Annotated in this window: 14 protein-coding genes; 2 read left to right on the top strand and 12 right to left on the bottom strand. The window is 41.7% G+C overall.

Going from position 1 to position 24,577, the window contains the following annotated elements:
- Positions 1 to 7: 7 nt before the first annotated feature.
- A complete protein-coding gene (locus SCALIN_RS00710) occupies positions 8 to 1,315 on the bottom strand; it encodes a response regulator (protein ID WP_096892348.1) in 1,308 nt (435 codons plus the stop codon).
- A gap of 992 nt (positions 1,316 to 2,307) precedes the next feature.
- Between SCALIN_RS00710 and gmd the strand changes: the two genes are divergently transcribed.
- Positions 2,308 to 3,321, top strand: coding sequence for a GDP-mannose 4,6-dehydratase (gene gmd, locus SCALIN_RS00705; RefSeq protein ID WP_096892347.1), 1,014 nt, complete (start codon positions 2,308 to 2,310; stop codon positions 3,319 to 3,321).
- A 302-nt stretch (positions 3,322 to 3,623) separates the two neighbouring features.
- Positions 3,624 to 3,755, top strand: coding sequence for a hypothetical protein (locus SCALIN_RS23290; RefSeq protein WP_261340981.1), 132 nt, complete (start codon positions 3,624 to 3,626; stop codon positions 3,753 to 3,755).
- A 174-nt stretch (positions 3,756 to 3,929) separates the two neighbouring features.
- Here the strand turns inward: SCALIN_RS23290 and SCALIN_RS00700 are convergent, their stop codons facing one another.
- From SCALIN_RS00700 to SCALIN_RS00650, 11 genes are all read right to left on the bottom strand, one after another.
- The gene (locus SCALIN_RS00700; protein WP_261340982.1) at positions 3,930 to 4,973 is read right to left on the bottom strand and encodes a radical SAM protein; all 1,044 of its coding nucleotides are present in this window, start codon (positions 4,971 to 4,973) and stop codon (positions 3,930 to 3,932) included.
- A gap of 236 nt (positions 4,974 to 5,209) precedes the next feature.
- Positions 5,210 to 6,871 carry an aryl-sulfate sulfotransferase gene (locus SCALIN_RS00695; protein ID WP_096892345.1) on the bottom strand — a complete coding sequence of 554 codons (1,662 nt, stop codon included), beginning with the start codon at positions 6,869 to 6,871 and terminating at the stop codon, positions 5,210 to 5,212.
- 108 nt (positions 6,872 to 6,979) lie between these two features.
- Entirely contained in the window at positions 6,980 to 8,560 is a 1,581-nt protein-coding gene (locus SCALIN_RS00690; protein ID WP_096892344.1) for an aryl-sulfate sulfotransferase, read from the bottom strand.
- Positions 8,561 to 8,663: 103 nt separating this feature from the next.
- Positions 8,664 to 13,418, bottom strand: a complete 4,755-nt coding sequence (locus tag SCALIN_RS00685; protein ID WP_096892343.1) for an integrin alpha — start codon at positions 13,416 to 13,418, stop codon at positions 8,664 to 8,666.
- A 102-nt stretch (positions 13,419 to 13,520) separates the two neighbouring features.
- The gene (locus SCALIN_RS00680; protein WP_096892342.1) at positions 13,521 to 14,921 is read right to left on the bottom strand and encodes an SGNH/GDSL hydrolase family protein; all 1,401 of its coding nucleotides are present in this window, start codon (positions 14,919 to 14,921) and stop codon (positions 13,521 to 13,523) included.
- Positions 14,922 to 15,003: 82 nt separating this feature from the next.
- Positions 15,004 to 16,428, bottom strand: a complete 1,425-nt coding sequence (locus SCALIN_RS00675) for a B12-binding domain-containing radical SAM protein (RefSeq protein ID WP_096892341.1) — start codon at positions 16,426 to 16,428, stop codon at positions 15,004 to 15,006.
- A gap of 59 nt (positions 16,429 to 16,487) precedes the next feature.
- Positions 16,488 to 18,128, bottom strand: coding sequence for a hypothetical protein (locus tag SCALIN_RS00670; protein ID WP_096892340.1), 1,641 nt, complete (start codon positions 18,126 to 18,128; stop codon positions 16,488 to 16,490).
- 41 nt (positions 18,129 to 18,169) lie between these two features.
- Entirely contained in the window at positions 18,170 to 19,843 is a 1,674-nt protein-coding gene (locus tag SCALIN_RS00665; RefSeq protein ID WP_133111562.1) for a hypothetical protein, read from the bottom strand.
- Positions 19,844 to 20,220: 377 nt separating this feature from the next.
- Positions 20,221 to 21,423, bottom strand: coding sequence for a radical SAM/SPASM domain-containing protein (locus tag SCALIN_RS00660; RefSeq protein WP_096892338.1), 1,203 nt, complete (start codon positions 21,421 to 21,423; stop codon positions 20,221 to 20,223).
- A 20-nt stretch (positions 21,424 to 21,443) separates the two neighbouring features.
- On the bottom strand, positions 21,444 to 22,928 hold the full coding sequence (locus SCALIN_RS00655) for a B12-binding domain-containing radical SAM protein (RefSeq protein ID WP_096892337.1): 1,485 nt from the start codon (positions 22,926 to 22,928) through the stop codon (positions 21,444 to 21,446).
- A gap of 138 nt (positions 22,929 to 23,066) precedes the next feature.
- Positions 23,067 to 24,560, bottom strand: coding sequence for a B12-binding domain-containing radical SAM protein (locus tag SCALIN_RS00650; protein ID WP_096892336.1), 1,494 nt, complete (start codon positions 24,558 to 24,560; stop codon positions 23,067 to 23,069).
- Positions 24,561 to 24,577 lie beyond the last annotated feature (17 nt).

Genomic DNA, 24,577 nt, shown 5'->3' with positions numbered 1-24,577 from the left:
AGCCTGGCTAAACTATATTTATCTCGGATACCTGTTTTGTCTGCTCATAAAGCTCTACCCATTGAGGCAGTCTGTCTGTCAGACCAAGTTTTTTTAAGTATGACATGTCAACGTATGGGAAATAAGGTGTATCAGAAGAGCAATCTCCCTGCATCGTCAAGGCATTCGCTATATGCACAGCCGTCAACGCGGTAAACGCTGTTGCTGGCTTCTCTTCTGCCTGTAGTTTTATATCAGCATCTTTCGATTTCGTTATTTCCGAATCATCTCCTATGGTTTCAGACGGCGTATTGAACATACGCTCTATCAATTCTGAAGGTTTGTGATGGAAAGCAACTGATTCAATTACATTACCTGGAAGACCCCATAGCCCTAACAGATAGGCGCCCAATTCCGCATGAGAAGTGTCCAGTATAGAATACTCAGCCTCTGTCGGACAGCAGCCGGTAGCTTCAACAAGGTTCATTACGTCAATGAACTCTTTGGGCATTTCCAGTAATATTATGAGTTTTCCTATGTCATGCAGCATCCCGGATATCATCGCCCCATCCACTATTGCTCTATCGGCATTCTCTGAACGCGCTATGTCACTGGCCAGCTTGCCAGTCTTCAAACTATGTTTCCACATTTTCACAGGAAAGAAGCCATACGATTCCGCGTCTTTTGTTAATGAAGAAAACACATGGATAGAGAGCACGAGTGATTTTAGCGTTTCAAGGCCGATATAAACTGATGCCTGTTGAGGATCAGTAATTTTTTGTGGCAGAGCAAAAAAAGCGGAATTAACCAGTTGTAATATTTTGGCTGACATTGAGATGTCCTGTGAAATTAAATAACCTACCTTTTTAAGGGATACATCCGGAGACTGCATCTCTTCAACAATCATATTATATAAGCGGGGAAGACTGGGCAGATTTTTAATACCTGCGACAGTTTTTCTTAATATTTTTTTTCTTAACAATTCCTGAAGCTTATATGTGCGTAAAATAGTGTTCTTCATTGCTTCCGCGGAACATGGTTTCTTCAGAAACTGGTGTACAATCATGGTTGACCTTAAGTCTGAAGCTTCTGAATGGATGATACGAACAGTTTCCGGATAGCTTTCACTAACGGTTTCAAATAGTTCTATCCCGTTCATTCCCTGTATACGCAGATCAGAAACAATAACATCAAATGGGGACCTGGACATTAAATCCAGGGCTTCTTTTCCACTCCGGGTAACCTCTATCTCCCATTCAGGACACATTGTGCCAAGCAGTTTTTTTAGTTTCCGGGTTGCAACAGAATCATTATCAACAAAGATAATATTTCTCATAACACCATCCTTTTTTTATTGACCATTTCACTTTTTTTTTATCAAAAACAGTATCTTCTTTATAATATATAATACCTGTTAGATATCATTATCAGTGTTTATAATAAAGAAATGATTCATTTAAAACAGGTCTCCAGTTATTATCGTCATATTTAAATTATCCTGTAGCTATATTTTTAAATAATTTTTGTTTAAAAAATACATGTTTGAATTAGCAATATATACGCATCTCATAAGTTTTTGTATTGATTTTCACACAATAATGTATAAAATATTAAACATCATGCTGAAAACCTGAATTATGACTTGTTTTTATCGGGAGATTATATCCCGCGTGGAACATAAACCAGCTGACATGGTCAGGGAATAGTTAACCTTCTGTTTAAAAGATAAGGGTTTTAAGGTGTACAAAATAACAAAAAGACAGTTAATAATAATGTGGTTATTTGGTTTATATATCATGATCTCACTCTTTTTTTTTGCTGAAGCGCCTATTAACGACCGTGCTATAATCTTCATTGTAATTTTCTTTCTATTAATCCCTTTTACCCTTGTTTTCTACACAGTTTTCTGGTGCAATTATCGAAAAATAAATCTATCAGAAACACAAGAGTAGTTTAAACAGTTACCATCACCTATAACCAGTAATAATGTCCCTCACAAATATTCATAAGTGCCTATCTCATTGACATTTCTTATGGGACGTATTCAATTCATTTGTATTCTGGATTGACAAATTTGCTACAGTTTCTTTGACATTTTGCTATTGCTTTGATAAAATTCCATATCGAATTGATTGTCCCAACTTACTCGGGTTTTTCATCATTACACTGGATTGCTCATAATAAGCACCTGGAAATGAGTTATATCGCTTTATTCCCATTTTGTAACGTGTTTTACTACTTATCTCCAAATCAAAAGCTATTGCAGATATTACGCTTAACAATTCCTGTACAAAAGGTATTTAATACAAAAACACTAAGGAAAATTAAATGAAAAAAGCACTAATTACCGGAATAAGGGGCCAGGACGGAGCATACCTGGCCAGTTTCTTACTTGAAAAAGGATACGATGTTTATGGTGCGGATAGAAGGAGTACCGACCAGATAAATTGGAGGATGAAAGAACTTGGAATTGATGAAAAGGTTAAAATTGTCTACATGGATCTCCTTGAAAATACAAATGTAACTGATACTATTATGAAACTAAAGCCGGATGAGGTTTACAATCTTGCCGCCCAGAGCTTTGTAAAAGTATCTTTTGATCAACCATTAGTAACTTCACAGGTTGACGCCATTGGTGTCTTAGGTATTCTGGATGCTATAAAACACTTCAGCCCGGAAACAAGATTCTATCAGGCTTCTACATCAGAGATGTTTGGCAAGGTCCAGGAAATACCTCAGAGTGAAAATACCCCATTTCATCCCAGAAGTCCTTACGCTGTAGCAAAGCTTTTCGCGCATTGGATGACGGTAAATTATCGAGAATCATATGACTTGTTCAATTGCTCAGGAATATTATTCAACCATGAATCCCCATTAAGAGGAATCGAATTTGTTACCCGCAAGATTACTAACGGAGTGGCCAGGATAAAGCATGGTTTACTAGATAATATCGTTCTGGGTAATCTAGACGCAAAGAGAGATTGGGGCTATGCGAGGGAATATGTTGAGGCAATGTGGCTGATGCTTCAACAGGAAGAGCCGGACGACTATATTGTCGCAACGGGAAAAACCCATACGGTAAGAGAGTTTGTCGAACTTGCATTCATGGCTGCCGATATTAATATAGTGTGGGAAGGAGAAGGAGTAGATACCAGGGGGATTAACAGGAAGTCAAATGAGGTAGTTGTGTTAATTTCTCCAGATTTTTACAGACCCGCAGAAGTTAAGCTCCTTATTGGAGATCCTTCAAAAGCGAAGGAAAATCTTGGATGGGAAGCTGCTACACAGCTGGAGGAGCTTGTGCGTATTATGGTTGAATCTGATATAGAACGAGTCACATAGATACCCGATAAAGGAATTCCTGCCCGAATAGGTACCCGTCCCCGCCAGAACAGCCCTCGCCAGAATGACATTGTCGGGCTGGCGAACGGTTGAGCCAGGCGGGCGGGTATGACAAGAACGGTATACGCAAAAACCTGACCGGATGCTTCTAGCTAAAATACAAATTTCATCTTATTGCTTTTCTGTTTTTCTCCTGCTTTCATGGCTTCCTTATAGTCGTTTTCTTATTCGTCATAAATTACACGTTTTAACTTTCATATTTATACCATGTCCATGCACCGTTAACAACGTTGGATACGGCAATGGTGTTATCTATTAAACAGATACTTGATTATGCCGGGATGTTTCTGGTGCGTAAAACGCACCCTACGATTTTTGTTACCGGACGTAGAATGTTTCTGGTGGGCGGTAGGGTGCATTCCATGCACCGTTAACAACATTGGATATGGCAATGGTGTTATCTATTAAACAAATACTTGTTTATGCTGGAGTGTTTCTGGTGCGTAAAACGCACCCTACGAATTTTGTTTCCGGATGGAGAATGTTTCTGGTGGACAGTGCCCACCCTACTGCTATCCACCACTATATTTGCGCAAATTGACAATCTTTTATTTTTTATCACCATAATTATTATGTTCTTCTCTAAAAATGAACTTTCTATTTCCATATGGATCAATCTTGACTTTAATGTAATTCAATACCTGTTTTGTAGTCAACCCAAGTATATTTGTATGCCCACGACATAGTTTACAGAATTCATGAGGTAATTTCCCGCAACTCATTTTCTTTCTGAAGGTAAGAGTTTTTTGATCAAATAATATTTCTTTCAAACTTCTGTCATTAACATTTCCAAAAGATATTCTCGCATCGTAATTATTACAACATGGCCCTACCTTTCCATCACAAAAAACAGTAAAGTATCTCATATCACAATATCCTGTGCTTGCTCTCATACGGTTATTAAAACTGCTGTCTATTGACTCTGTAAGAGGCTGAAAACAGAGAACAATATTATTATGAAAGTTCACGGTCCGTGTACTACCAAAAATACTGTAATTAATCTTATCATAATATGGTTTTTCACTGACAATATCCTGTATCCATTTAACCAGTTTATGTGAAGACTTTGCGTCCAGTATATATTCCATCAGTTTACTATTACGCAGGAGTACAGGATAATTGAAGATTGTTTTCCAGAAAACATCTAATCTTAATCGAAACGGTGATTCCGTTGATATTTTCATTTTAATCAAATCCTGGATTCGACGTAAATAATTATCGAAAGTATCATTACACCCGTGTATTCCGAATACTGCCTCATTTGTGGACCTAAAGCTAATATGTACGCTGTCTTCATCGTTTTGCATGAATGAACAAATCGTCTCTATATGCTTATCCTCCAATAGTGAAGCGTTTGTTGTAATATTGAGCTTTAATCCTTTGTTCTTCACATATTTAATAAATTCACACACATCCCTGTGAATTAACGGTTCACCAAATACATGAAGTGCAATGGCTTCTGCTAATTGTTCTGAAGCTATTTCATCAATAACTCTGTAAAACAAATCCGGACTCATAATACGTCTTTTTCGTGACATTTGACTGTCAGCGCAGAACGTGCATTTGAAATTGCATATATTTGTAATCTCCATATGTCCAACTCTAAATTGCATATTGCTGTTTTTCCCTTTTGAAAATAAATCGTAATTTTATAATAGTCATAAACAATAGTTTCCACGTATGTTTCCGATTGCCCCTATAGTTATGTTTATTAAGTACAAGAGCTGAGATGAGGCCCACAACGTGAAAGGTAATATGCACATTTTACGCAGCGCCTTATCTTCCTCCATAAACTATTCATTCATGAATTGAGACTGTTCTGGTATTACTATTGACCAGTACAATCCAGATTTTCAGGAAGCCACCAGGGTGGGACCCTGTATGCACGGTAGACAGGGTAGACAGTATTGGCAGAGCCTTGTTCTTGTGATTCAATCGGAGAAGCCAGAGGAAGAAGCGCCTGACTATTGGCATTAGTACACCCGTCCACAGGAACTGCTCCAAATGGAGAGATGAATTCCCATACTATTTCTCCTTGCGGTGTAACCTCAAAAACACGTCCCCTGACACCTTCTGTAATCAGGGTATTCGAGTTTGGCAGCCTTTGAGCTCCGCTTATAAAGGAACTGAAAAATTTACGCTCACCATCGAGCGGGTTTTTGTTTTCGTACTTCCATACAATTTCAAACGTCCGGGGATCAAATTCGATAACACGAGAATAGTCCCTCAATTTATTTGGGAAGTGTGGCGGCAAACCTGGTAACAGGGAACCGAACCCCGCATATCCCCCATTGTCAAACAATAGGATATTGCCCCCACCTGGTAGATTAATCGGAATCATGTGGGCCATATGCTGTCCAATAATCTGTCCCAGTTTATGTTCATCTTTACCGGGTGAAAAGTCAGGCCCTATTTTCCAGACAATATCGCCAGATTGCCAGTCACCCAGCGGATGATCATGCCTGGCAATAATGGCTGTGATATTGGAACTTCGACCATCCCAGATGATATTGTCCGGATGAAAACGCTCATCTCCCATTTTCAAATACCATATATTGGGACCAAGGTAAGATATGGCATTTGTATGCTGCCAATCGGTTTTTGTTATATCACAACCACCTGTAGGCGCGTGAATTGTCCTTATAGCTTCTCTGGCTGACTCATCAAATCCCATCTGGTGATAGTGTTCATATGCATGCCATTGCCAGATTATATTACCTTCCCAATCGACTTCATAGATAACATCATCCTGCAACTCCATTTCACTGATACAATTATTCCGGTCGTTGATCGGATCTGGACATGTTTCTGCCAGGGTTGGAAAATAGTGAGCCAATATCAGGGTCTTTCCGTCCTGTAGTAATGGTAATTGATAAGGCGAAAAATAACCTACAGGATTCCCCTCTCTCTGATAATCATGATGCCATCTGGCGCCTCCCTCTCCCCCAAACCCTGTCCAGGACCATACCTGATTACCACACCAATCCATTTGCACTAATTCTGTCAGGTCCTGACTATCCGGATCACCTCCTTTAATACCACCCATAACATTACCATTTGGAAGCATTTTAGCAGGAAAACCATAGAGGGGCCATTCATTTATAATGTTCCCCTGCATATCAATCAGGATAGAATGATTTTCTCCTTCAGGGGTAATGTGAGGCGCACTCAGTAATGTATAGCCATACCAACTCATTTCAGGGTTATAGATCGTTACCCCTTCATCACCGTTTCTATTATCAAAATTATTTATTGAATTCATGAGTATAGAAAGCACACCCAGCCAGCCGGCTTGCACATCTCCCGCCAGAAAGCCATGTAACAACTGTGCCAGCGGTATCTCTCCATTGACAGGAGGTAATTCGGCCACAATCGGAATGTCGTCATCACCACACCAGAATATTTCGCTTCCAGAACTTTCCCGTGCAGCAAGGGTATGCGAGCCCATGACCAGAAAAAATACAGAAAGTATCATTAATAGTCTTTTCATTTTCTTAACCTCCTCATTCAATGTATATAAGATTTTGAGATTTGAGTTGTAAGTTCCTTCAATTATTCAATGAAATATATACCAACTCTCGGACATTCACACCATTTACTATTCCGGACAATCGAGGTTCTCGGGTAGCCACCAGGGTGGTACTCGGTACGCACGATAGACTATAGCAGGAAATGGAAAGCCAGGCGGCGCCTCATGTGGCCAGATATATTCCCAGACTATTTTACCTTCCTGTGTAATCTCGAAAACACGTCCGGTAACTCCTTCCGTAATCAAGGTATTCGTGTTTGGAAGTCTCTGGGCACCGCTTAAAAATGGGCTGAAAAACTTTCGTTCACCCTCGGATGGCTGTTTAAGCTCGTACTCCCACACAATTTCAAGTGACAGGGGATTAAATTCTATAACACGTGAGTAGATCCTGTATTTATTGGGAAAGTGTGGTGGCAACCCAGGTATCAATGACCCGAACCCGGCATTTCCTCCATTGTCAAACAACAGAATGTTACCCCCACCGGGTAGATTAATCGGGATCATGTGTGCCATATGCTGTCCAATTATCTGTCCCAGTTTATGTTCATCGTTACCCTGTGAAAAATCAGGACCTATTTTCCAGACAATATCTCCAGATTGCCAGTCTCCCTGGGGATGATCATGTCTGGCTATAATGGCTGTGATATTTGAACTTCTGCCATCCAGGATAATATTGTCCGGATGAAAGCGCTCATCGCCCATTAGAGAATACCAGACATTTATGCCAAGATAAGACACAGCGTTAACATGCTGCCAATCAGTCTCCGGAGACCCTTCAAGCGTAAAAACCTTATTTGTCCTTATGGCTTCTTTAGCAGTCTCATCAAACCCCATTTGATCATAGTGCTCATATGCGTGCCATTCCCAGAGGATATTTCCCTCCCAGTCTACTTCATAGACTACGTCATCTAACAAAGGCATTTCACTTATACAATTGTCCCTGTTGTTAACCGGGTCTGGACATGTTTCCTCTAAAGGAGGAAAATCATTGGAAAGGATCAGGGTCTTTCCATCCTGTAATAGTGGTAATTGATAAGGCGAAAAATAACCTACAGGGTTTCCTTCTCTCTGATAATCATGATGCCATCTGGCCCCTCCTTCACCCCCAGAACCTGTCCACGACCATATCTGATTACCACACCAATCCATTTGTACCAGTTCTGCCATATCCAGACCCCCTGACCCCGCACTCATAACACCACCCATAACGTGACCACCTGGAAGTAATTTGGCTGGACGCCCCATGAGTGGCCATTCTTTTATAACGTTACCCTGCATATCGATCAGGGTAGAATTGTTTATTGGCCCCTCAGGACCAAAACGAGTTCCGCCCAAAAGCGTATAGCCAGACCAACTCTCCTCAGGGAAATAGATCGTCACACCCACATCACCGTTTCTGTTATTAAAATTTTCTATTGTATTCTGGAGTCCAGTAAGCCATCCAGGCCATCCGGTTGACACATGGCCTGCCAGAAAATTATGTAATAACTGTGCCAACGGTATCTCACCATTATTTGGAGGTAATTCGGTTACTGCCGGGATTTCGTCTCCGGACCAAAATGATTCACTTCCGGAACTTCCTCTTGTAATAAGGCTATTTAACCCTGTTACCAGGGAAAATAAAAAAAGTGTAATTAACAGTCTTTTCATTTTTTTACCTCCTGATTCAATGTATATAAAATTTTGAGAATTGAGATGATCATCTGACTTGTCTTACAAAAGGAAAGCTCGTCAGATAGTCTCAGCCTGTCAATTACTCAGTAGTACGCAGACCCGATAATGAGCCTTGATAAACAAAGGCCATTCCCTCTTCAGCCTCTCCGTTATTATATCTATAAGCACCAATAATTATATCACTGAAGGTATCACCATTTACATCGCCTGCTGACGACACGGTAATACCAAAGTAAGAAGCACTCATGCCGGATTTAGCTGTCCAGTCAGCGTTTGTATTAAGGCCAGATGACGATCCGTGATAGACAAAGGCCATTCCCTCATAAATAACACCGTTGTCTGCAAGAGGAGATCCTACAATGACATCACCATACCCGTCGCCATTGACATCTCCTGCTGTAGACACAGAATAACCAAAGAAAGCACCTGTCTGACCACCATCGGCATTCCAGTCTGACGTGAGGCTGAGCCCTGACAGTGACCCATGATATACAAAAGCCATTCCATCATCAGTCACAACGTTGTCATGTCCAGGACCTCCTACTATAACATCACCGTATCCATCACCATTCACATCTCCTGCTGTATCTACTTCCCAGCCATAATATTCATTTAACTGCGTTCCCTCAGTCATCCAGTTCTCACTGGCACTGAGACCAGATAATGAGCCTTGATACACAAAAGCTCTCCCAACATTATTATTACCACTTACGTAATTGTCATATCCCGGCGAACCAACAACCACATCACCATACCCATCTCCGTTGATATCTCCGGCCGCGGCTACTGAACGTCCAAAAACAGCTCCTCCCTGATTTCCTTCGCCTGTCCAGTCCGCTGTAGTGTTAAGTCCTGCAGAAGAGCCAAGGTAAACAAATGCCATTCCCTCAGAGGCCTCACCATTAGTATAAAATGGTGACCCCACGATCACATCACTGTATCCATCATTATTCACGTCTCCGGCATTGGATACTGACCAGCCAAAATATGCATTGTCCATGTTCCCCTCGGCCGTCCAGTCCGGAGGCACATTAAGGCCCATTGCAGAACCATAGTACACATTGGCCATGCCCTCATTAACATTTCCATTGTCAAATTCATTCGCACCCACAATCACGTCACTATACCCATCACCATTCACATCTCCTGCTGTAGATACAGAGATACCAAAAGAGGCAGATCCCTGATTACCTTCGGCTGTCCAGTCAGCGTTCGTTCCGAATCCAGAGGAAGAGCCGTGGTACACAAAAGCTGCTCCTTCATTAACCTCACCACTATCATACCCATACGCTCCAATGATTATATCACTGTAGCCATCTCCATTTACATCTCCGGCCGTTGATACTGACCAGCCGAAGTACGCACTGTGCTGGTTTCCCTCTCCTGTCCAATCCCCGGTACTGGTAGTATTAAGACCGGAGGATGAACCAAGATACAAAAACGCCATTCCCTCATCAGCTTCTCCGTTATTATAGAGCGGGGCCCCAACAATAACATCACTGTAGCCATCTCCATTCACATCACCCGCTGTAGATACTGACCAGCCAAAGTACGCACTGATCTGGTTTCCCTCGGCTGTCCAGAATGCAGTAGGGCTAATACCCCAGGAAGAACCGAGGTATACAACGGCCATACCCTCATCTGTCTCGCCATTATCATAAAAGCGTGATCCGACAATGACATCATCATATCCATCACCATTCACATCTCCTGCTGTGGACACCGAAATACCAAACAGGGCTAATGCCTGGTCACTCTCCACTGTCCAGTCTGCAAGAGTGTTCAGCCCTGAAAAAGAGCCATGGTACACAGAAGCCATCCCTTCATAGCTTTCACCGTTACCATAAAGAGGCGCGCCTACAATTACATCACCATACCCATCAGCGTTAACATCACCTGCCGCGGATACTGAAATACCAAAGTAAGCATTAGCCTGACTGCCTTCTGCTGTCCAGTCCGCCGCGCTACTAAGGCCCGATGAAGATCCATTGTACACAGAGGCCATTCCCTCATTTGTCTCTCCGTTCTCGTAGAGCGGCGCCCCTACAATTACCTCACTGTAACCATCGTTATTCACATCTCCGGCTGTTGATACTGACCAGCCATAGTTTGCGCTGCCCTGATTACCCTCTGCCGTCCAGTCTGTAGTGATACTAAGACCTGATGCCGATCCGTGGTATACAAAGGCCTTCCCCTCATCAATTTCACCGTTATCATATGTGCATGACCCTATAATGATATCACTGTACCCATCACCATTCACATCTCCGGCGGTAGATACTGATACACCAAATGAAGCATATGCCTGATCACCTTCGGCTGTCCATACCGCGGAAGCACCCAGCCCCGATGATGAACCATTATACACAAATACCCTTCCCTCATCAGTCTCGCCGTTATCATATTTATTCGCTCCGACTATTATATCGCTGTAGCCATCCCCATTCACATCCCCGGCCGTGGAAACGGATACACCGAAAGAGGCATTTGCCTGATCGCCTTCAGCCTCCCAGTCTGCTGTAGTGCTCGGACCAAGAAGAGAACCCAGGTACATAAAAACCTTACCCTCATTAACCTCACCACTATCGAATTCATAGGCCCCGACTATAACGTCCCCAAATCCATCTCCATTCACATCTCCTGCTGTTGTCGCGGAAATGCCAAAATAAGCAGATGTCTGGCCACCCTCAGCCTTCCAGTCTGCAGTTGTCCCAAGCCCGGCAGGTGAGCCCATGTATACAAAGACTTTCCCCTCCTGACTCTCACCATTGTCATAAAAAGGCGCGCTTACAATGATGTCGCTGTATCCATCTCCATTTACATCCCCTGCGGTTGATACTGAACGGCCAAAAATAGCACGGTTCTGGTTTCCCTCGGCTGACCAGTCCCCGGTCATACTAAGGCCTGTAGATGAGCCCAGGTACACGATGGCCAACCCTTCATCAATCTCACCATTGTCATATTCATGAACCCCGACAATGACGTCGCTGTATCCATCTCCGTTCACGTCACCGGCTGTAGATACCAGACGTCCCATCAAAGCAGCTTCCTGATCACTTTCGGCAGTCCAGTCTGCATTGATACTGAGGCCGGAAGATGAGCCCAGGTACATAAAGACCATACCCTCGTTCTTTTCACCATTGTCGTAGAAAGGCGCCCCGACAATAACGTCGCTATATCCATCGCCATTGACATCACCTGCAGAGGATACTGCCCAGCCATAAACAGAATTGACCTGATTGCTTTCAACCTCCCAGTCTGCTATCGTGCTAATACCTGATGATGAACCGTAGTATACAAAGGCCTTTCCCTCATTTACCTCACCATTGTCATAACCATTTGCTCCAATAATAACATCGTCGTACCCATCACCATTGACATCACCTGCTGTAGAGACCGAAAAACCAAAGTAAGCACTGACCTGGTCACCCTCGTCTGTCCAGTCAGCGGTAGTACTAAGACCTGATGATGAGCCGTGGTACAGAAAAGCCATTCCTTCTTCAAATTCACCATTGTTGTAACTATCTGCTCCTACGATGATGTCGCTGAATCCGTCGCCATTCACATCACCCGCAGTGGCTAATCCCACACCAAAAAAAGCTAATACCTTATTGCTCTCGTCCATCCAGTCCGCAGCGGCACTCAGGCCCAGAGCGGAACCATGGTACACAAAGGCCCTCCCTTCATAAAGCTCACCGTTACTGTATAGAGGTGCACCAATGATAACATCGTCGTACCCATCACCATTCACATCGCCTGCTGTAGACACCAAAAATCCAAAGTAGGCATTTTCCTTATTTCCTTCTACCGTCCAGTCCGCAGTAGCACTTAAACCAAAGGACGAGCCATGGTACACAAAGGCCTTACCCTCATTTGTCTCACCATTATCGTACAATTCTGCCCCTATTATGACGTCGCTATATCCGTCGCCATTGACATCGCCTGCCGTCGAGACTGACCAGCCAAAAACAGCATCGACCTGGTTGCCCTCGGCTGACCAGTTTGGTTTGGGAGCCGTAATGAGAGGATCAATAGTGACGGGGTAAGACGCCTGGTCTGTGTCAACGAGAATTTCAATTCCTGAATCAGAAAGGGCAAGTTCGGATGGCAGTTCCTTTCCGGAGGAATCAAACGCATGGAGTTTATGGTAAAATAACACTACTTCCCCATCTGTATTTATAAATTCTACGATACCAGCCATACTGTTCAGGCTGGCTTTCAGGTCACCATAAAGATCCATTTCAATGATAATCCATGTTCCCGGGTCAGGTTCATTTGATCGGGGAGGAGAATCGAGAGTAAATCCCTGTTCAAGACCGTGTTCGTCATTTATGTACCATTCGATCAAGCCTTCCCGCTGGTAATAAATACCATTTCCTGAATATGAGGGTATTGCTTGTCCAGCCGCCTTGATATCACCTTTAAAACCATAACTACTCATGGACATACCCCAGATCCAATCATCTCCTTTTGAAGATCGTGGAATTACCCGGATACCATCACGAATGAAATAGGTGCGCAGGTTTTGTGCTCTGTTGGGGGCCTGATAGGCTGATTTAACATACGGAAGAAAAGAGTGGTCCTGCCAGCCCACATGATACTCGGACTGACGGATTTGTTTCTGCACTTTAGACCACCAGCCTGCTGAAGCCTCAGCAGGCAGCTTGACCGCTGTATCTTTTTTCACAGAAGCCATGGAGGAGACTGAAATCAAGCATGTACTAAGGACCGGTGCTACACCGATAAGCATAAAGAGAAGTGAGGTTGTCGCAAGTGTACGGAAACGAGACTTGGAAAAACTTGTATATGAACCTTTAATCCTGGGAAAATCCATTCTTTCTTACCTCCAGTACTTTCTTTTATAATATCTAAATAAATGACCAAATGTATTCAGATCTATGGAATTCCCTCCTGGAAGACACATACATGAATGAGACTATTTTAAAATAATCTCAGGACTGAAAATATCTTTAAAGATTTTAATAAATTCGTCTTTATCCCATTCAGTGGCCTGCTCAGGGTTTTTTCCTTTTAAAGAGAGAAAACCATTTTTGAAAGCGTCTGCAGTAACTATGTCACTATTGCTCGGCAAATTATTTGGTGCAAAATCATTAGGATCTCCGGATATTCCCAGAAAAGGCGCTAAAGTTTCTAAAAGTCCCGCACCAAATCTGCCGGTAACTCTTCCGTCATTGTCTTTATCTACAAACGGGTCAGTAATAAGAATTTGCAGGAGGTCATTATTACTGATAAGAGGTATGTTCGCGTTGAAACTGCTGTTGATTGTCTGAATAAAAGCATTGGCTATAACCGCATGCGCAAAATTTGATGGATGGACACCGTCCAGGCTGAAAATACCACCAAGGAAACGGGTTGTAAGGGTGAGGCCGAAAGGTGAAGGAGGATTCGCGGCAATCTGATTAAATAAAGCGTTAATATTAACAACAGGCATGCCAAGCCCTGCAGCGGTCTCTTGAATTATCTGGTTAAATACATCTGTTCTTTGTTCAATAAGTTGTATCTCTCCCGAATCGAGAACATAATCCGGATTGTTGAGTAAACTGCCGTCATCTATCCCCAGCATTATAAGAAACATAACAACGATACTCGTTAAATCTCCTTCTGGCAGGCCAAAATCTGAGCCAAGAAATTTAATCAGATCTTGACGGTCAATAAGAAAAGCAATATCTGAGACATAAGGAATATTAGCAAAAACAACTGCTTTACCTGGCGTAACTAATCTCTGAGCAATTTCTTGAAAGTCGGATTGAAACTCTGGAACAGGGGTTAATTGAGACCCATCCAGCTGATCGAAAGAGGTGGCTGCTGAAAGAGCATCGTTATTACCTATCCAACAAACGGTAAGCAATGAGTTAAGGGACTCGGCAATTTCCAGTTGACTTCCTAACTGGGGAAATAAGACTAAATCGGTTTCTGAATCGATTTCTCCGATACTCAGCGCGTCCGCCTTATCATTAATCATTGAATTTACATCTGCACCCGATACAGAAAGATTTGTAGCTTGATCGAACGGCATAAGGCGAGACCGGTTTGAAGTGTCCCCAACCACTCCAGTAGGACTTGATTGAATCAGTGGAACATGTAATTCAAAGCCAATCTGCCTGGTCAGTAAGTTGAGATAACTGGAGGGCTGTGTTGCAAAATTAGCATCACCAGATTGAACTCCTTCACCGATACTATCTCCCATCCCTGTCATAACCGGGTTTGGAGTCAGCGCAAAACATACCATAGGAAGAAAAATAGATGTTGAAAGAATAGTAATATCAATCATACTTCTCATAACCAAAGTTCTTAAAAAATTGAATTTTTTTCTCATTTTAAGACTCCTTTCTCTATAATATGAAGTTGTATTATTCTTTTCCTCAGCAAGTGAGAGGTTATCAATGTTCCTCAGCCCATTATTTTACCGGACATGAGGTGAATATGCTCAGGAATCTATATAGCTTTTCCTTTATCTTATTAAAAATGTACGCCTTAATCATAGATCTGTGTCCCCAGAGGAAGTCAAATAAGTCAAACCATCTGCGATTACGCCAGTAAAAGATCAAATACGCATTCCTGTCTAAATTCCTCAGGGTTTCAGCCGGAATTGAAGAAAACCCCAGTGGTGCAGCAAGATGTTTTCTATAATCATCCCAATTTCGAGATACATAGTTATAGCCTGCCTCTTTCATACTGGCAAGCCTCCAGACCTCAGTACCCGGATAAGGCACCATAACTGCAAATGATATAAAATCCGTATTTAATTTTGCGGCAAAGTTAATAGTGTCTTTTATCGTTTCAATAGTTTCGTAAGGATGTCCCAGTATAAAGAATGACCTAGTCTTTACCCCTACTTTTTTTGCAAAGGAAACTGCCCTTTCCGCGTCTTCCAGCTTTATATTCTTGTTAGTTTTTTTCAGTATTTCCTGGTTTCCAGATTCAACGCCAAAAGCCAACCCATCGCACCCGGCTTGTTTCATCCTGGTTAATAAATCCTCTGTAATTAAGTCCGCCCTTGTCTGAGCATGCCAGGTAGCCCTGGAAGGTATGCCTGCTTCTATCATGTGGTCTAAGAGTTGGTGTGTCCATTTACGATTCGCGCCGAATGTCTCATCGGCAAACCAAAAACCTTTTGTTTTAAACGTATCCAGGACCCATGTTACTTCTCTCACAATTTTTTCAATATTCCTCCTCCTTACTTTATTGCCCAACACACGCTGACAGAATTTACAAGCAAAAGGACAGCCACGAGTTGCATATACAGGATATGATTTATTATGAGAAAATGGGAAAAGGTCCCATGCGGGAGGAGGAAGTATATCAAGATCATGGATATAATCCCTAGGAGGGTTCAGAATGATTTTTTCAACATCACGGTAAGCTATACCCTTAATTTCCGGGAGAGCAGAAGGCAAATTTCCTTTTTCAAGTTTATTGGCGAGTTCTAACATGGTAAACTCCCCTTCTCCCTCTACCGCCAGATCAAAAGAAGGAAATTCTTCAAGTGTTTCTTCAGGTAAGGCATTTACGTGAGGCCCCCCTATTACGGTAAATACTCGGGGCAAAGCGGCTTTAATACCCCCGGCGATAATGGCTGCACAGGTTATATCAGGGGTCATTGCTGTAATACCCACAAGATCCGGCTTACTTTTAACCGCCTCGGTTATCACAACATGAGTTTTCATAAAACGTTGTTTGGCATCTATAGCTTCTACTTTAAAGCCATTATCCCTCAAATTAGACGCAATATATGCCAGACCATGAGGAGGCTCTTTCATATCTGTCAGTCCACTATCAGGATAAGGGCTGATTAAAAGTATTTTAATTTTTTTCTTGTCCATATTTAAAGGGTCGGGAATGGTACCTGAACATACTATTTTATTAAAATCATGAATGTATGTTACGGAATTACATCATATGTTACCGTTTCATGTCTGAAGTCAGTAAAATTATTTATAATCATTATTGATGCGGCCTGGTATGTGCCCGGGGTTAAGGGGGCAGCTTCCGTCCAGCTTGATGTAAATCGTATAAGTTCTTCCTGGGTAAAAACAGTCTTAGGATTACGATCTTTATCTGCCGTATAATACAGGAACTTGCCACCACCTAAAAGTCCACGGTTGTCTACCTGTTGCGCAAAGATATTAGTGTATGTCCCTGATCTGTCATCGGACCATATATTTATGAATCCTCCTGAACCATCTGGAATAATTAAGGGATTATTCTGTGTTTCATCAGCAATTGAAACGGCGATCCCATCTACTATCCACATTGGCAGCCCGCTTCCATCTACGTGCTGAGAATAGACATTCCACATCGTGCCTCCCCTGAAAAAATCCTGCCAGGTTATAAACGCTCCACCTAAACCATCAGAGATTAATACAGGATTACTCTGCAAATCATCAGTAGTTGCGACAGGCATTCCTCCAATATCCCATATCAGCGCACCTTGAGCAGACACTCTCTGCGCATAGATGTCCGTATCTCCGTTTTGTTTTCTGGTATCTGACCAGACTAAAATCGCCCCACCACCACCATCACTTACCATCGCGTTTACGAACTGGTTTTCTTGAATGGTTACTATGGGAACCCCCTGGACCTGCCAATGTAAATTTCCGCCGACGTCTACTCTCTGGGCATAAATATCAAGATCATTATTACCAAGACGGCCATCTGTCCATGTAAATATAGCACCACCAAACCCATCACTGGCGACATATGCATCAAACTGTGCCTCGAGTTCGGTACAGATGGCAAGTCCTTCTATACCCCATAGCTTATTCCCATCATGGTCCAGTTTCTGGGCAAAAATATTGGTAAGGCTCACTGGTTGATAATCAGTCCAGACTATGAAAACTCCTCCTAAGCCATCAGATACAATATCCGGTTTTACCTGATGAAAAGATGTAGAGGGCGGGACATCACGCATTATCAGCCCATTCTCCTGCCAGATAGTCTGGCCATTCTGGTCTACCCTCTGAGCATAGACATGATTGCCATCGCGATAATCGTCCCATGCAATGTATGCACCACCCAATCCATCTGGAGCAATAACCTGGTTAGTCTGCCATCCGGAAGCTGTAGATACGGGAATACCGTCAGTTGCCCACTGAACCTGTCCATTACCATTAATTCGTTGAGCATAGATATCCAACTCATCAGGAGAACCATTTGCCACTTCTCTTCTATCTCCCCAAATAATAATGGCGCCGCCAAATTCATCGCCGATCATCGCGGGAGAACCTTGATCAAATGATGCTGTACAAACTGCTACCGGTGACGGCCATAACGGTTTTCCTTTGGAATCTAACCTTTGCGCATAAATATCAAACTCTCCGGTACCGCCAGCCGCTTGCTCAGACCATGATATTATTGTACCCCCGTTACCATCAACAATAGCGGTTTGTTCCACCTGAATATTAGTATTCGGTGCTACAGATGTATTGAGAAGAGGATCATTGAACCACGAAAATGATACCCCTGGAAAAACCATCATTACAACAAATGGAAATATAATTACATTGAATATATTGAGTTTCATTACATATACCTCCTTATTTTTTTAAGAATATCTTATTGATACTATGGACTTACCTCATAGGTAGTAGTATCACCCTGAAATTTAGCGCCTGAATTAATGACTGTTCCGGATAAACCAAGATATGTACCTGATATTAATGGAGCCGGTACAGTCCATGAAGATTTAAACAGAATCAATTCACCCGGCGCAAATGCGGTTTTCGGGTTACCATCCTTATCAGCTGTAAAAAAATTATATTTACCGCCATCGAGCAGACCACGGGAATCTACCTGTTGTGCAAATATATTAAAATAAGTGCCAGCCCTGTTGTCATACCACAAAATAATTACCCCCCCAGTCCCATCTGAAATAATAAGTGGATCGGTTTGTATTTCATCTGCAATGGAAACAGGGATCCCATCATTTTTCCACTTTGCCTGCCCGCTTTCGTCAATATGTTGAGCGTATATGTTCCACCAGGTACCTCCCCTGAAAAAATCCTGCCATGATATAAACGCTCCTCCTGAACCATCTGACAATATTGAGGGACGTATTTGAGCTTCATCGGTAGCAGCTACTACAACCCCTCCAGCGTCCCAGACAGTAAGTCCCTGAGAATTAACCTTCTGAACGTATAAGTCTGTATGAGTAATGTTATTTACCGAGTCACTTCTTCTTCCATCTTCCCATGTAACAAGCGCCCCTCCCAGACCATCGCTGATTATCTCATTTTTTATCTGACTTCCCGTTATATTACAGACGGGTATCCCTTCAGGAGACCAGGCAATAGTGCCTCCCGCATCTACTCTCTGAGCATATATATCAAACTCTTCACTTCCATCACGCGAGTCTGTCCATGAAAATATACCCCCGCCAACACCATCACTCGCTACTCTAACCAAGAGCTGGTCTCCAACAACTGAAGCCAACGGAACGCCGCCTATCCCCCATAACCTGTTTCCATTTCCATCAACCCTTTGTCCGTAGGCGTCAGTATTAATGCCTGATCGCAAGTCAGTCCAGGCAACGATTGCACCTCCAAATCCGTCAGCAACAATTCTGGGGTCTGACTGACCATCTTCCGGAGGTATCACCGCAATCAGTAAACCGTCCTGTCCCCAGAGAATATTTCCATTCTGGTCAACTCTTTGAACATAAACCTGAGAATTAAAAGACCGCCCGTCATCCCAGGCAATAATTGCACCGCCAAGTCCGTCCGTGTCAATAACGGGATATACCTGCCATTTGGCAGATTCAGAAACGGGAACACCATTTTCTGCCCACAGTATCTGTCCATCACCGTTTATTCGTTGTGCATAAATATCAAAATTATCAAATTCGTCACCTTCCTGCCCTCCCTGGCCAAATCCACTTCTCGTATCATGCCAGACGATAATCGCACCTCCTACACCATCACGCGTAATCTTTGGTATTCCCTGAAAGCTCGGAGCAGTGCATATTTCTATTGGGAAAGGCCATACTCTATTTCCCTGAGAATCTATCTTTTGCGCGTAAATATCAAACTCTTGAGGGTTACCACCTACATTCTCTGCCCAGGTTATTATAGCCCCACCTGTACCATCAGACAAAGCAGAATGATCTATCTGACTGACTGTCACAGGTTGAATGGGTGTATTGATTTTAGGGTCACTGAACCATGCTGATGATATCTTCGAAAACACCAGCAGGAAAAAAAATATCAAAACCGTGTAACATATCATACTTCGAATCTTCATAACGTTACCTCCATACGGCCATACATGTTAAAAAAATATTTTTTTATGTTTAAAGATTTTCGATAACTCTATTATCTATCAAGTTATATTCTTGACTAAAAAAACAAGACTGACACTTCAAAGTGTTATTCTGAGAGAAGAACGACAGAAGCGCCTTGTCTTTGATTTTTTTATACATTTAACCAAACAATAAAAATCGTATTCCATTTTACACTATTTAACAATAAAAACAATAACAAACCATTCCAGATGTTACATGTCCAACATCAATCTAAAAGAACATTGGAAACCAGAAAAGAACTGGCACACACATTCATTATTTACATAACTTCTCATATTTTCAAAAATAATTGATTTCTTTAAACACGATTAATATTCTAAAATGTAAATCTTTTATTGATAGACTTTATTTTATGCAGCATTTTTTTACCCCACCCTGTTTGACCAAAAACTTCTCTTACCTTCAAACGGAGAAAGTAGCCGGTGTCAATATGATCTGCTATGCCTATTACGCTTAATAGCGCCAAATCATCGTTGCAATTCATACCTGTATATTCTCTTCCCCTGAGTGGGCAATTCCTGCACTTACCAGTGGGGTTTGAATTAACGGTCTTTCTCAGTCTCTGATACCTTCGGTTATTCCAGATCTCTTCAAAACCTTCTTCCTGCAGATTACCCATCGGTGTATCAAAAACACAGCATGGCATAACAACACCATTTTCATCTACACTGATAGATGTCCATGGATGATGACACAATTTATTTGCCCATTGACTGGTTGTCTCTTCCATAGACCCATTCTCGCCCTTCATTTTCCTGATGGGAAATGGCGGAGGCAGTTTAAGTGAAATTCCCAATTCTTGAGCCAGGGTCCTTGCTTCGTTAAAAATAGAGTTAGACAACCCTTTATGATACACGAGGGATTGATTTCTTTGACATTCTTTTGTAGGTATAAGGTGTGATACTAAAATTTCATCCACTCCCAGGTCAGCACCAGTTCTTATAAGTAATAATAATTCGCTGATATTGTCATAAAAAGCGGTAAAACCAATCCTTACTTTAGCGTTAGTTGATCCATGAGATTTCTTCTGGTTACAACATTCTTGAATAACAGCAATAAATTTGTCAAAATTACCACCTCTTATGCTTCGATAGGTCTCTTTTGTAGCACCTTCAGTAGAAAAATCGATACTCCAGCCATTTCTTACTAATTGAGTAATCTTTTCAGAATCTAAAAGTAACCCATTTGTTACTAAATAACGCTCAAAAGGATATTTACCAATACAATCTGAAAAACGTTCCCAATGTTCAGCTAAAAGCTGTTCGCCAAGGTTATTGCCTCCAATCTTGCATTTTTCCAGTAATGGAAAAAGGATTTTAAGTTTTTCAAATAGTTCCAGTGACATGTCATTGGAACTCAAATCCGACTCATTATAGCTTGCTCGGGGACAGTGGGCACACTTAAGGTTACATTTACCTGCAAATGAAATCCACGCGCGAGTTGGTCTTGACTCAAGAACAATAGACTGCTTTTTAAACTCTTGACCGTTTAACCCTTGATTATCAGTTCTTACATCCATTGATAGAAAACATTCCCTTGTTAATTCCCACGCCTTGCTGTCTTCACCTTCATCCTATATGCTTTCCAGGCCATTCTAAGAGTCACTTTTATACCGTCAATACCCAGAAATGGAAAAGCTATAGGAATAGAGATTATATAAATAACAAGAGCCAGCTTTGTACATTCTCTGGCCATGAGCCATTTTATTAAAGGCCTGAACATTGATGGAGTTTTGTTATAAACAGGTATAAGCTTAGATAGTGTCACGGCTAATTTTTTGTAAGGATGTTTAAGAATACTGCCATGATGATAACCACCTTCACCCCTTTTGATCCTCTCGATTTCTTCATTACCAAGATACCCCTTTTTGATAGAGTATTCATATAGTTCTGTTTTTGGAAAGGGATAGAATATATAGCCTGATGCGATATCAGGATTTACCTTTTCCGCAAGGTGTAAGGTTTTCCACATTGACTCCGGGGTCTCTTCCGGAAATCCAAATATAGTTGACAATTGCAGTTTTATACCTGAATCTTTTATGATTTTAGCTGACATCTCTATTCGCTCGTCAGACATAGGCCTTTTGAGAAGATTCTTTCTAATATCCGGATCGCCTGAATCCATACCCATAAATATCTGCATACAGTTTGCGTTCTTAAGTTGTGATACTATTTCTTTATTAACTGTTGTAGGATACGCAAAACAATAAAAAGGAAGATTAATCTCTTTCTTGTAAAGTTCTGCAAATTCCTCTATCCAATCGATACTCGTAGTGAAATTGTCGTCGTGGAATGATATATATTTTATATCATATCGATTCAAATGTTCATTAAGTTCCTGTATGATATTTGGAATACTTCTTCTGCGTATAAAACTACCTTTGTCCTTTGCCAAACTGCGCTGGAAATGGATATTACAAAATGTGCATTTGAATGGGCACCCTCTTCCGGTTACCATTTCGAGATTATCATAAAAACATCCATATTCATAAAACAGGCTTTTATCAGGAAAAGGCAACTGGTCCAAGTCTGCAATCAAGTTCCTGGTACCGTTTTTGATAATTCTTCCCTCTTTTTTAAACCACATATTTTTTGTATCATAGATGTTTAATTTTTTCTCCATTTTGTCCAAAAGCTCTGCAAACGCCTCTTCCCCTTCTCCAATGCATATCATGTCAATATTTTCGTTCTCCAGAACATATTCAGGAAGGCTTGATACATGCGGACCGCCCGCTATTATGGGGACGGGTAATTCCTTTTTCAAGAGAGGTATTATTCTATTAACAAAAGGATATAAATTAGTCGGAATGGAAACCGCGATAATGTCTGGATCAAAACTTTTAGCCTTTTCCAGGAGGGATTCATACTGATTAAATTTTTTCATGAACTTAAGTTTCAGGAAATGGTTATCATCCAACCCGGGGTCGAAAATCAGTTCTACATTATGTCCCTTCATTTTCAGATAGGACATAAGATATTCCACTCCGATAGATTCAATTCCCCTGTAGTAAAAAAGTACCTTCATATTACCCCTTATTTCCTAACATATATTTTTACTGTCTATATAAACGCAACTGATGATCCCTCTAGCCAGCTTTCACCTTTACCCGTATTTTCTTTTCTGCATAATGAAAAATCGCCTCAAATGCCACAAGATGTCGTTTTAAAACACCTGATCCTCTTGAGCTAACGGCTTGCGCCTCAAATGATATGCACGCCAGGCCATCTTGAGAGTTACTTTTATCCCTTCTATACCCAGAAAAGGTAAGGCGACAGGAATTGATACTAAATAAATCAAAAGGGCCAGCCTGGCCTTCTTTCTGACCATGATTTTCTTAATTAGTGGCTTGAATAGAGATGGCGATTTAATGTATATCGGGATGAGCCTGGCAAGCGTAGAGGCCAATTTCTTCTCAGGATGCCTGAGGATACTTTCATGATGGATTGCACCTTCGCCTCTTTTTACCATTTCAACTTCCTCCTCACCAAGATATCCGCTCTTGACTGCGTAATTAAATAATTCAGTCTTCGGGAAAGGATAAAATACATAGCCGGTTATCAGGTCTGGAGCTATGGTTTCTGCCAGCTCAACTGTTTTCCACATGGACTCAGGTTTTTCCTCAGGAAATCCGAATATACCTGAAATTTGCAGCCTAATACCGGAATCCTTTATGATATTTGCAGAACTTATTATCCGCTCATTAGACATGGGCCTCTTTAGAATATCCCTGCGAATATTCGGGTCCCCAGACTCTAGTCCCATAAAAATCTGCATACAGTTTGCGCGTTTCAGGTGAGATATAATCTCCCTGTTAACCGAAGTTGGATAGGCAAAACAGTAAAAAGGCAGGTTCACCTCTTTTCTATAAAGTTCTGTAAATTCCTCTATCCACTGCGGATGCGAAGTGAAGTTGTCATCATGGAATGTTATGCACTTTACATCATATAGTTCCAGATGCTTTTTTATTTCCTGTATAACGTTGGCGCCGCTTCTTTGCCGTAAAAAATTTCCTTTCCCTTTTGTCTGACTACGCTGAAAATGGATATTACAAAATGTGCAATTGTAGGGGCACCCCCTCCCCGTCACTACCTCCAGGTTGTCATGAAAACATCCGTATTCATAAAATGGACCTTTCTCCGGGAACGGCAATTGGTCAAGATCCTCTACCAGGCCCCTGAGATCATTTTTAATTATCTCGCCGTCTTTTTTGAACCATATATTTTTAGTATCATATATTTCTACGCCCCTCTCCATTTTATCCAGTAACTCCGCAAAAGCTAATTCCCCTTCTCCTATGCAAGCCATATCAATATGCTCATTCTGAAGCACATACTCAGGGAGAGCTGATACATGTGGACCTCCAGCAATAACCGGGACAGATAACTCTTTTTTTAATGTGGGGAGTATCGCATTAATAAAAGGATATATATTAGTAACAATAGAAAAAGCAAGGATATCAGGTTTAAAGTCCCTGGCCTTCTCGAGGAGGTATTCATACTGATTGAACCTTTTCATAAATTTGAGTTTTAGAAAGAGATTGTCATCAAGGCCAGGGTCAAACAGCAGCCCTACCTGATGACCTTTCATCTTGAGGTACGACATAAGATATTCAACCCCGGGCGCTTCAATCCCTCTGTAATAGAACAGTACCCTCATTTTTGCCTCACTTTCCT

It is taken from the genome of Candidatus Scalindua japonica, assembly GCF_002443295.1.
GTDB lineage: Bacteria > Planctomycetota > Brocadiia > Brocadiales > Scalinduaceae > Scalindua > Scalindua japonica.
Note: the sequence above shows the minus strand (reverse complement) of the source record. Positions and strands in the feature narration are given on the sequence as shown.

Bases quoted from the DNA above. Each gene is read 5' to 3' on its own strand.
- SCALIN_RS00670 (WP_096892340.1), bottom strand. From the start codon at position 18,128: ATGAAACTCAATATATTCAATGTAATTATATTTCCATTTGTTGTAATG.
- SCALIN_RS00665 (WP_133111562.1), bottom strand. From the start codon at position 19,843: ATGAAGATTCGAAGTATGATATGTTACACGGTTTTGATATTTTTTTTC.
- SCALIN_RS00710 (WP_096892348.1), bottom strand. From the start codon at position 1,315: ATGAGAAATATTATCTTTGTTGATAATGATTCTGTTGCAACCCGGAAA.
- SCALIN_RS00675 (WP_096892341.1), bottom strand. From the start codon at position 16,428: ATGGACAAGAAAAAAATTAAAATACTTTTAATCAGCCCTTATCCTGAT.
- SCALIN_RS00690 (WP_096892344.1), bottom strand. From the start codon at position 8,560: ATGAAAAGACTGTTAATTACACTTTTTTTATTTTCCCTGGTAACAGGG.
- SCALIN_RS00680 (WP_096892342.1), bottom strand. From the start codon at position 14,921: ATGAGAAAAAAATTCAATTTTTTAAGAACTTTGGTTATGAGAAGTATG.
- gmd (WP_096892347.1), top strand. From the start codon at position 2,308: ATGAAAAAAGCACTAATTACCGGAATAAGGGGCCAGGACGGAGCATAC.
- SCALIN_RS00700 (WP_261340982.1), bottom strand. From the start codon at position 4,973: ATGGAGATTACAAATATATGCAATTTCAAATGCACGTTCTGCGCTGAC.
- SCALIN_RS00685 (WP_096892343.1), bottom strand. From the start codon at position 13,418: ATGGATTTTCCCAGGATTAAAGGTTCATATACAAGTTTTTCCAAGTCT.
- SCALIN_RS00655 (WP_096892337.1), bottom strand. From the start codon at position 22,928: ATGAAGGTACTTTTTTACTACAGGGGAATTGAATCTATCGGAGTGGAA.
- SCALIN_RS00660 (WP_096892338.1), bottom strand. From the start codon at position 21,423: ATGGATGTAAGAACTGATAATCAAGGGTTAAACGGTCAAGAGTTTAAA.
- SCALIN_RS23290 (WP_261340981.1), top strand. From the start codon at position 3,624: ATGGTGTTATCTATTAAACAGATACTTGATTATGCCGGGATGTTTCTG.
- SCALIN_RS00650 (WP_096892336.1), bottom strand. From the start codon at position 24,560: ATGAGGGTACTGTTCTATTACAGAGGGATTGAAGCGCCCGGGGTTGAA.
- SCALIN_RS00695 (WP_096892345.1), bottom strand. From the start codon at position 6,871: ATGAAAAGACTATTAATGATACTTTCTGTATTTTTTCTGGTCATGGGC.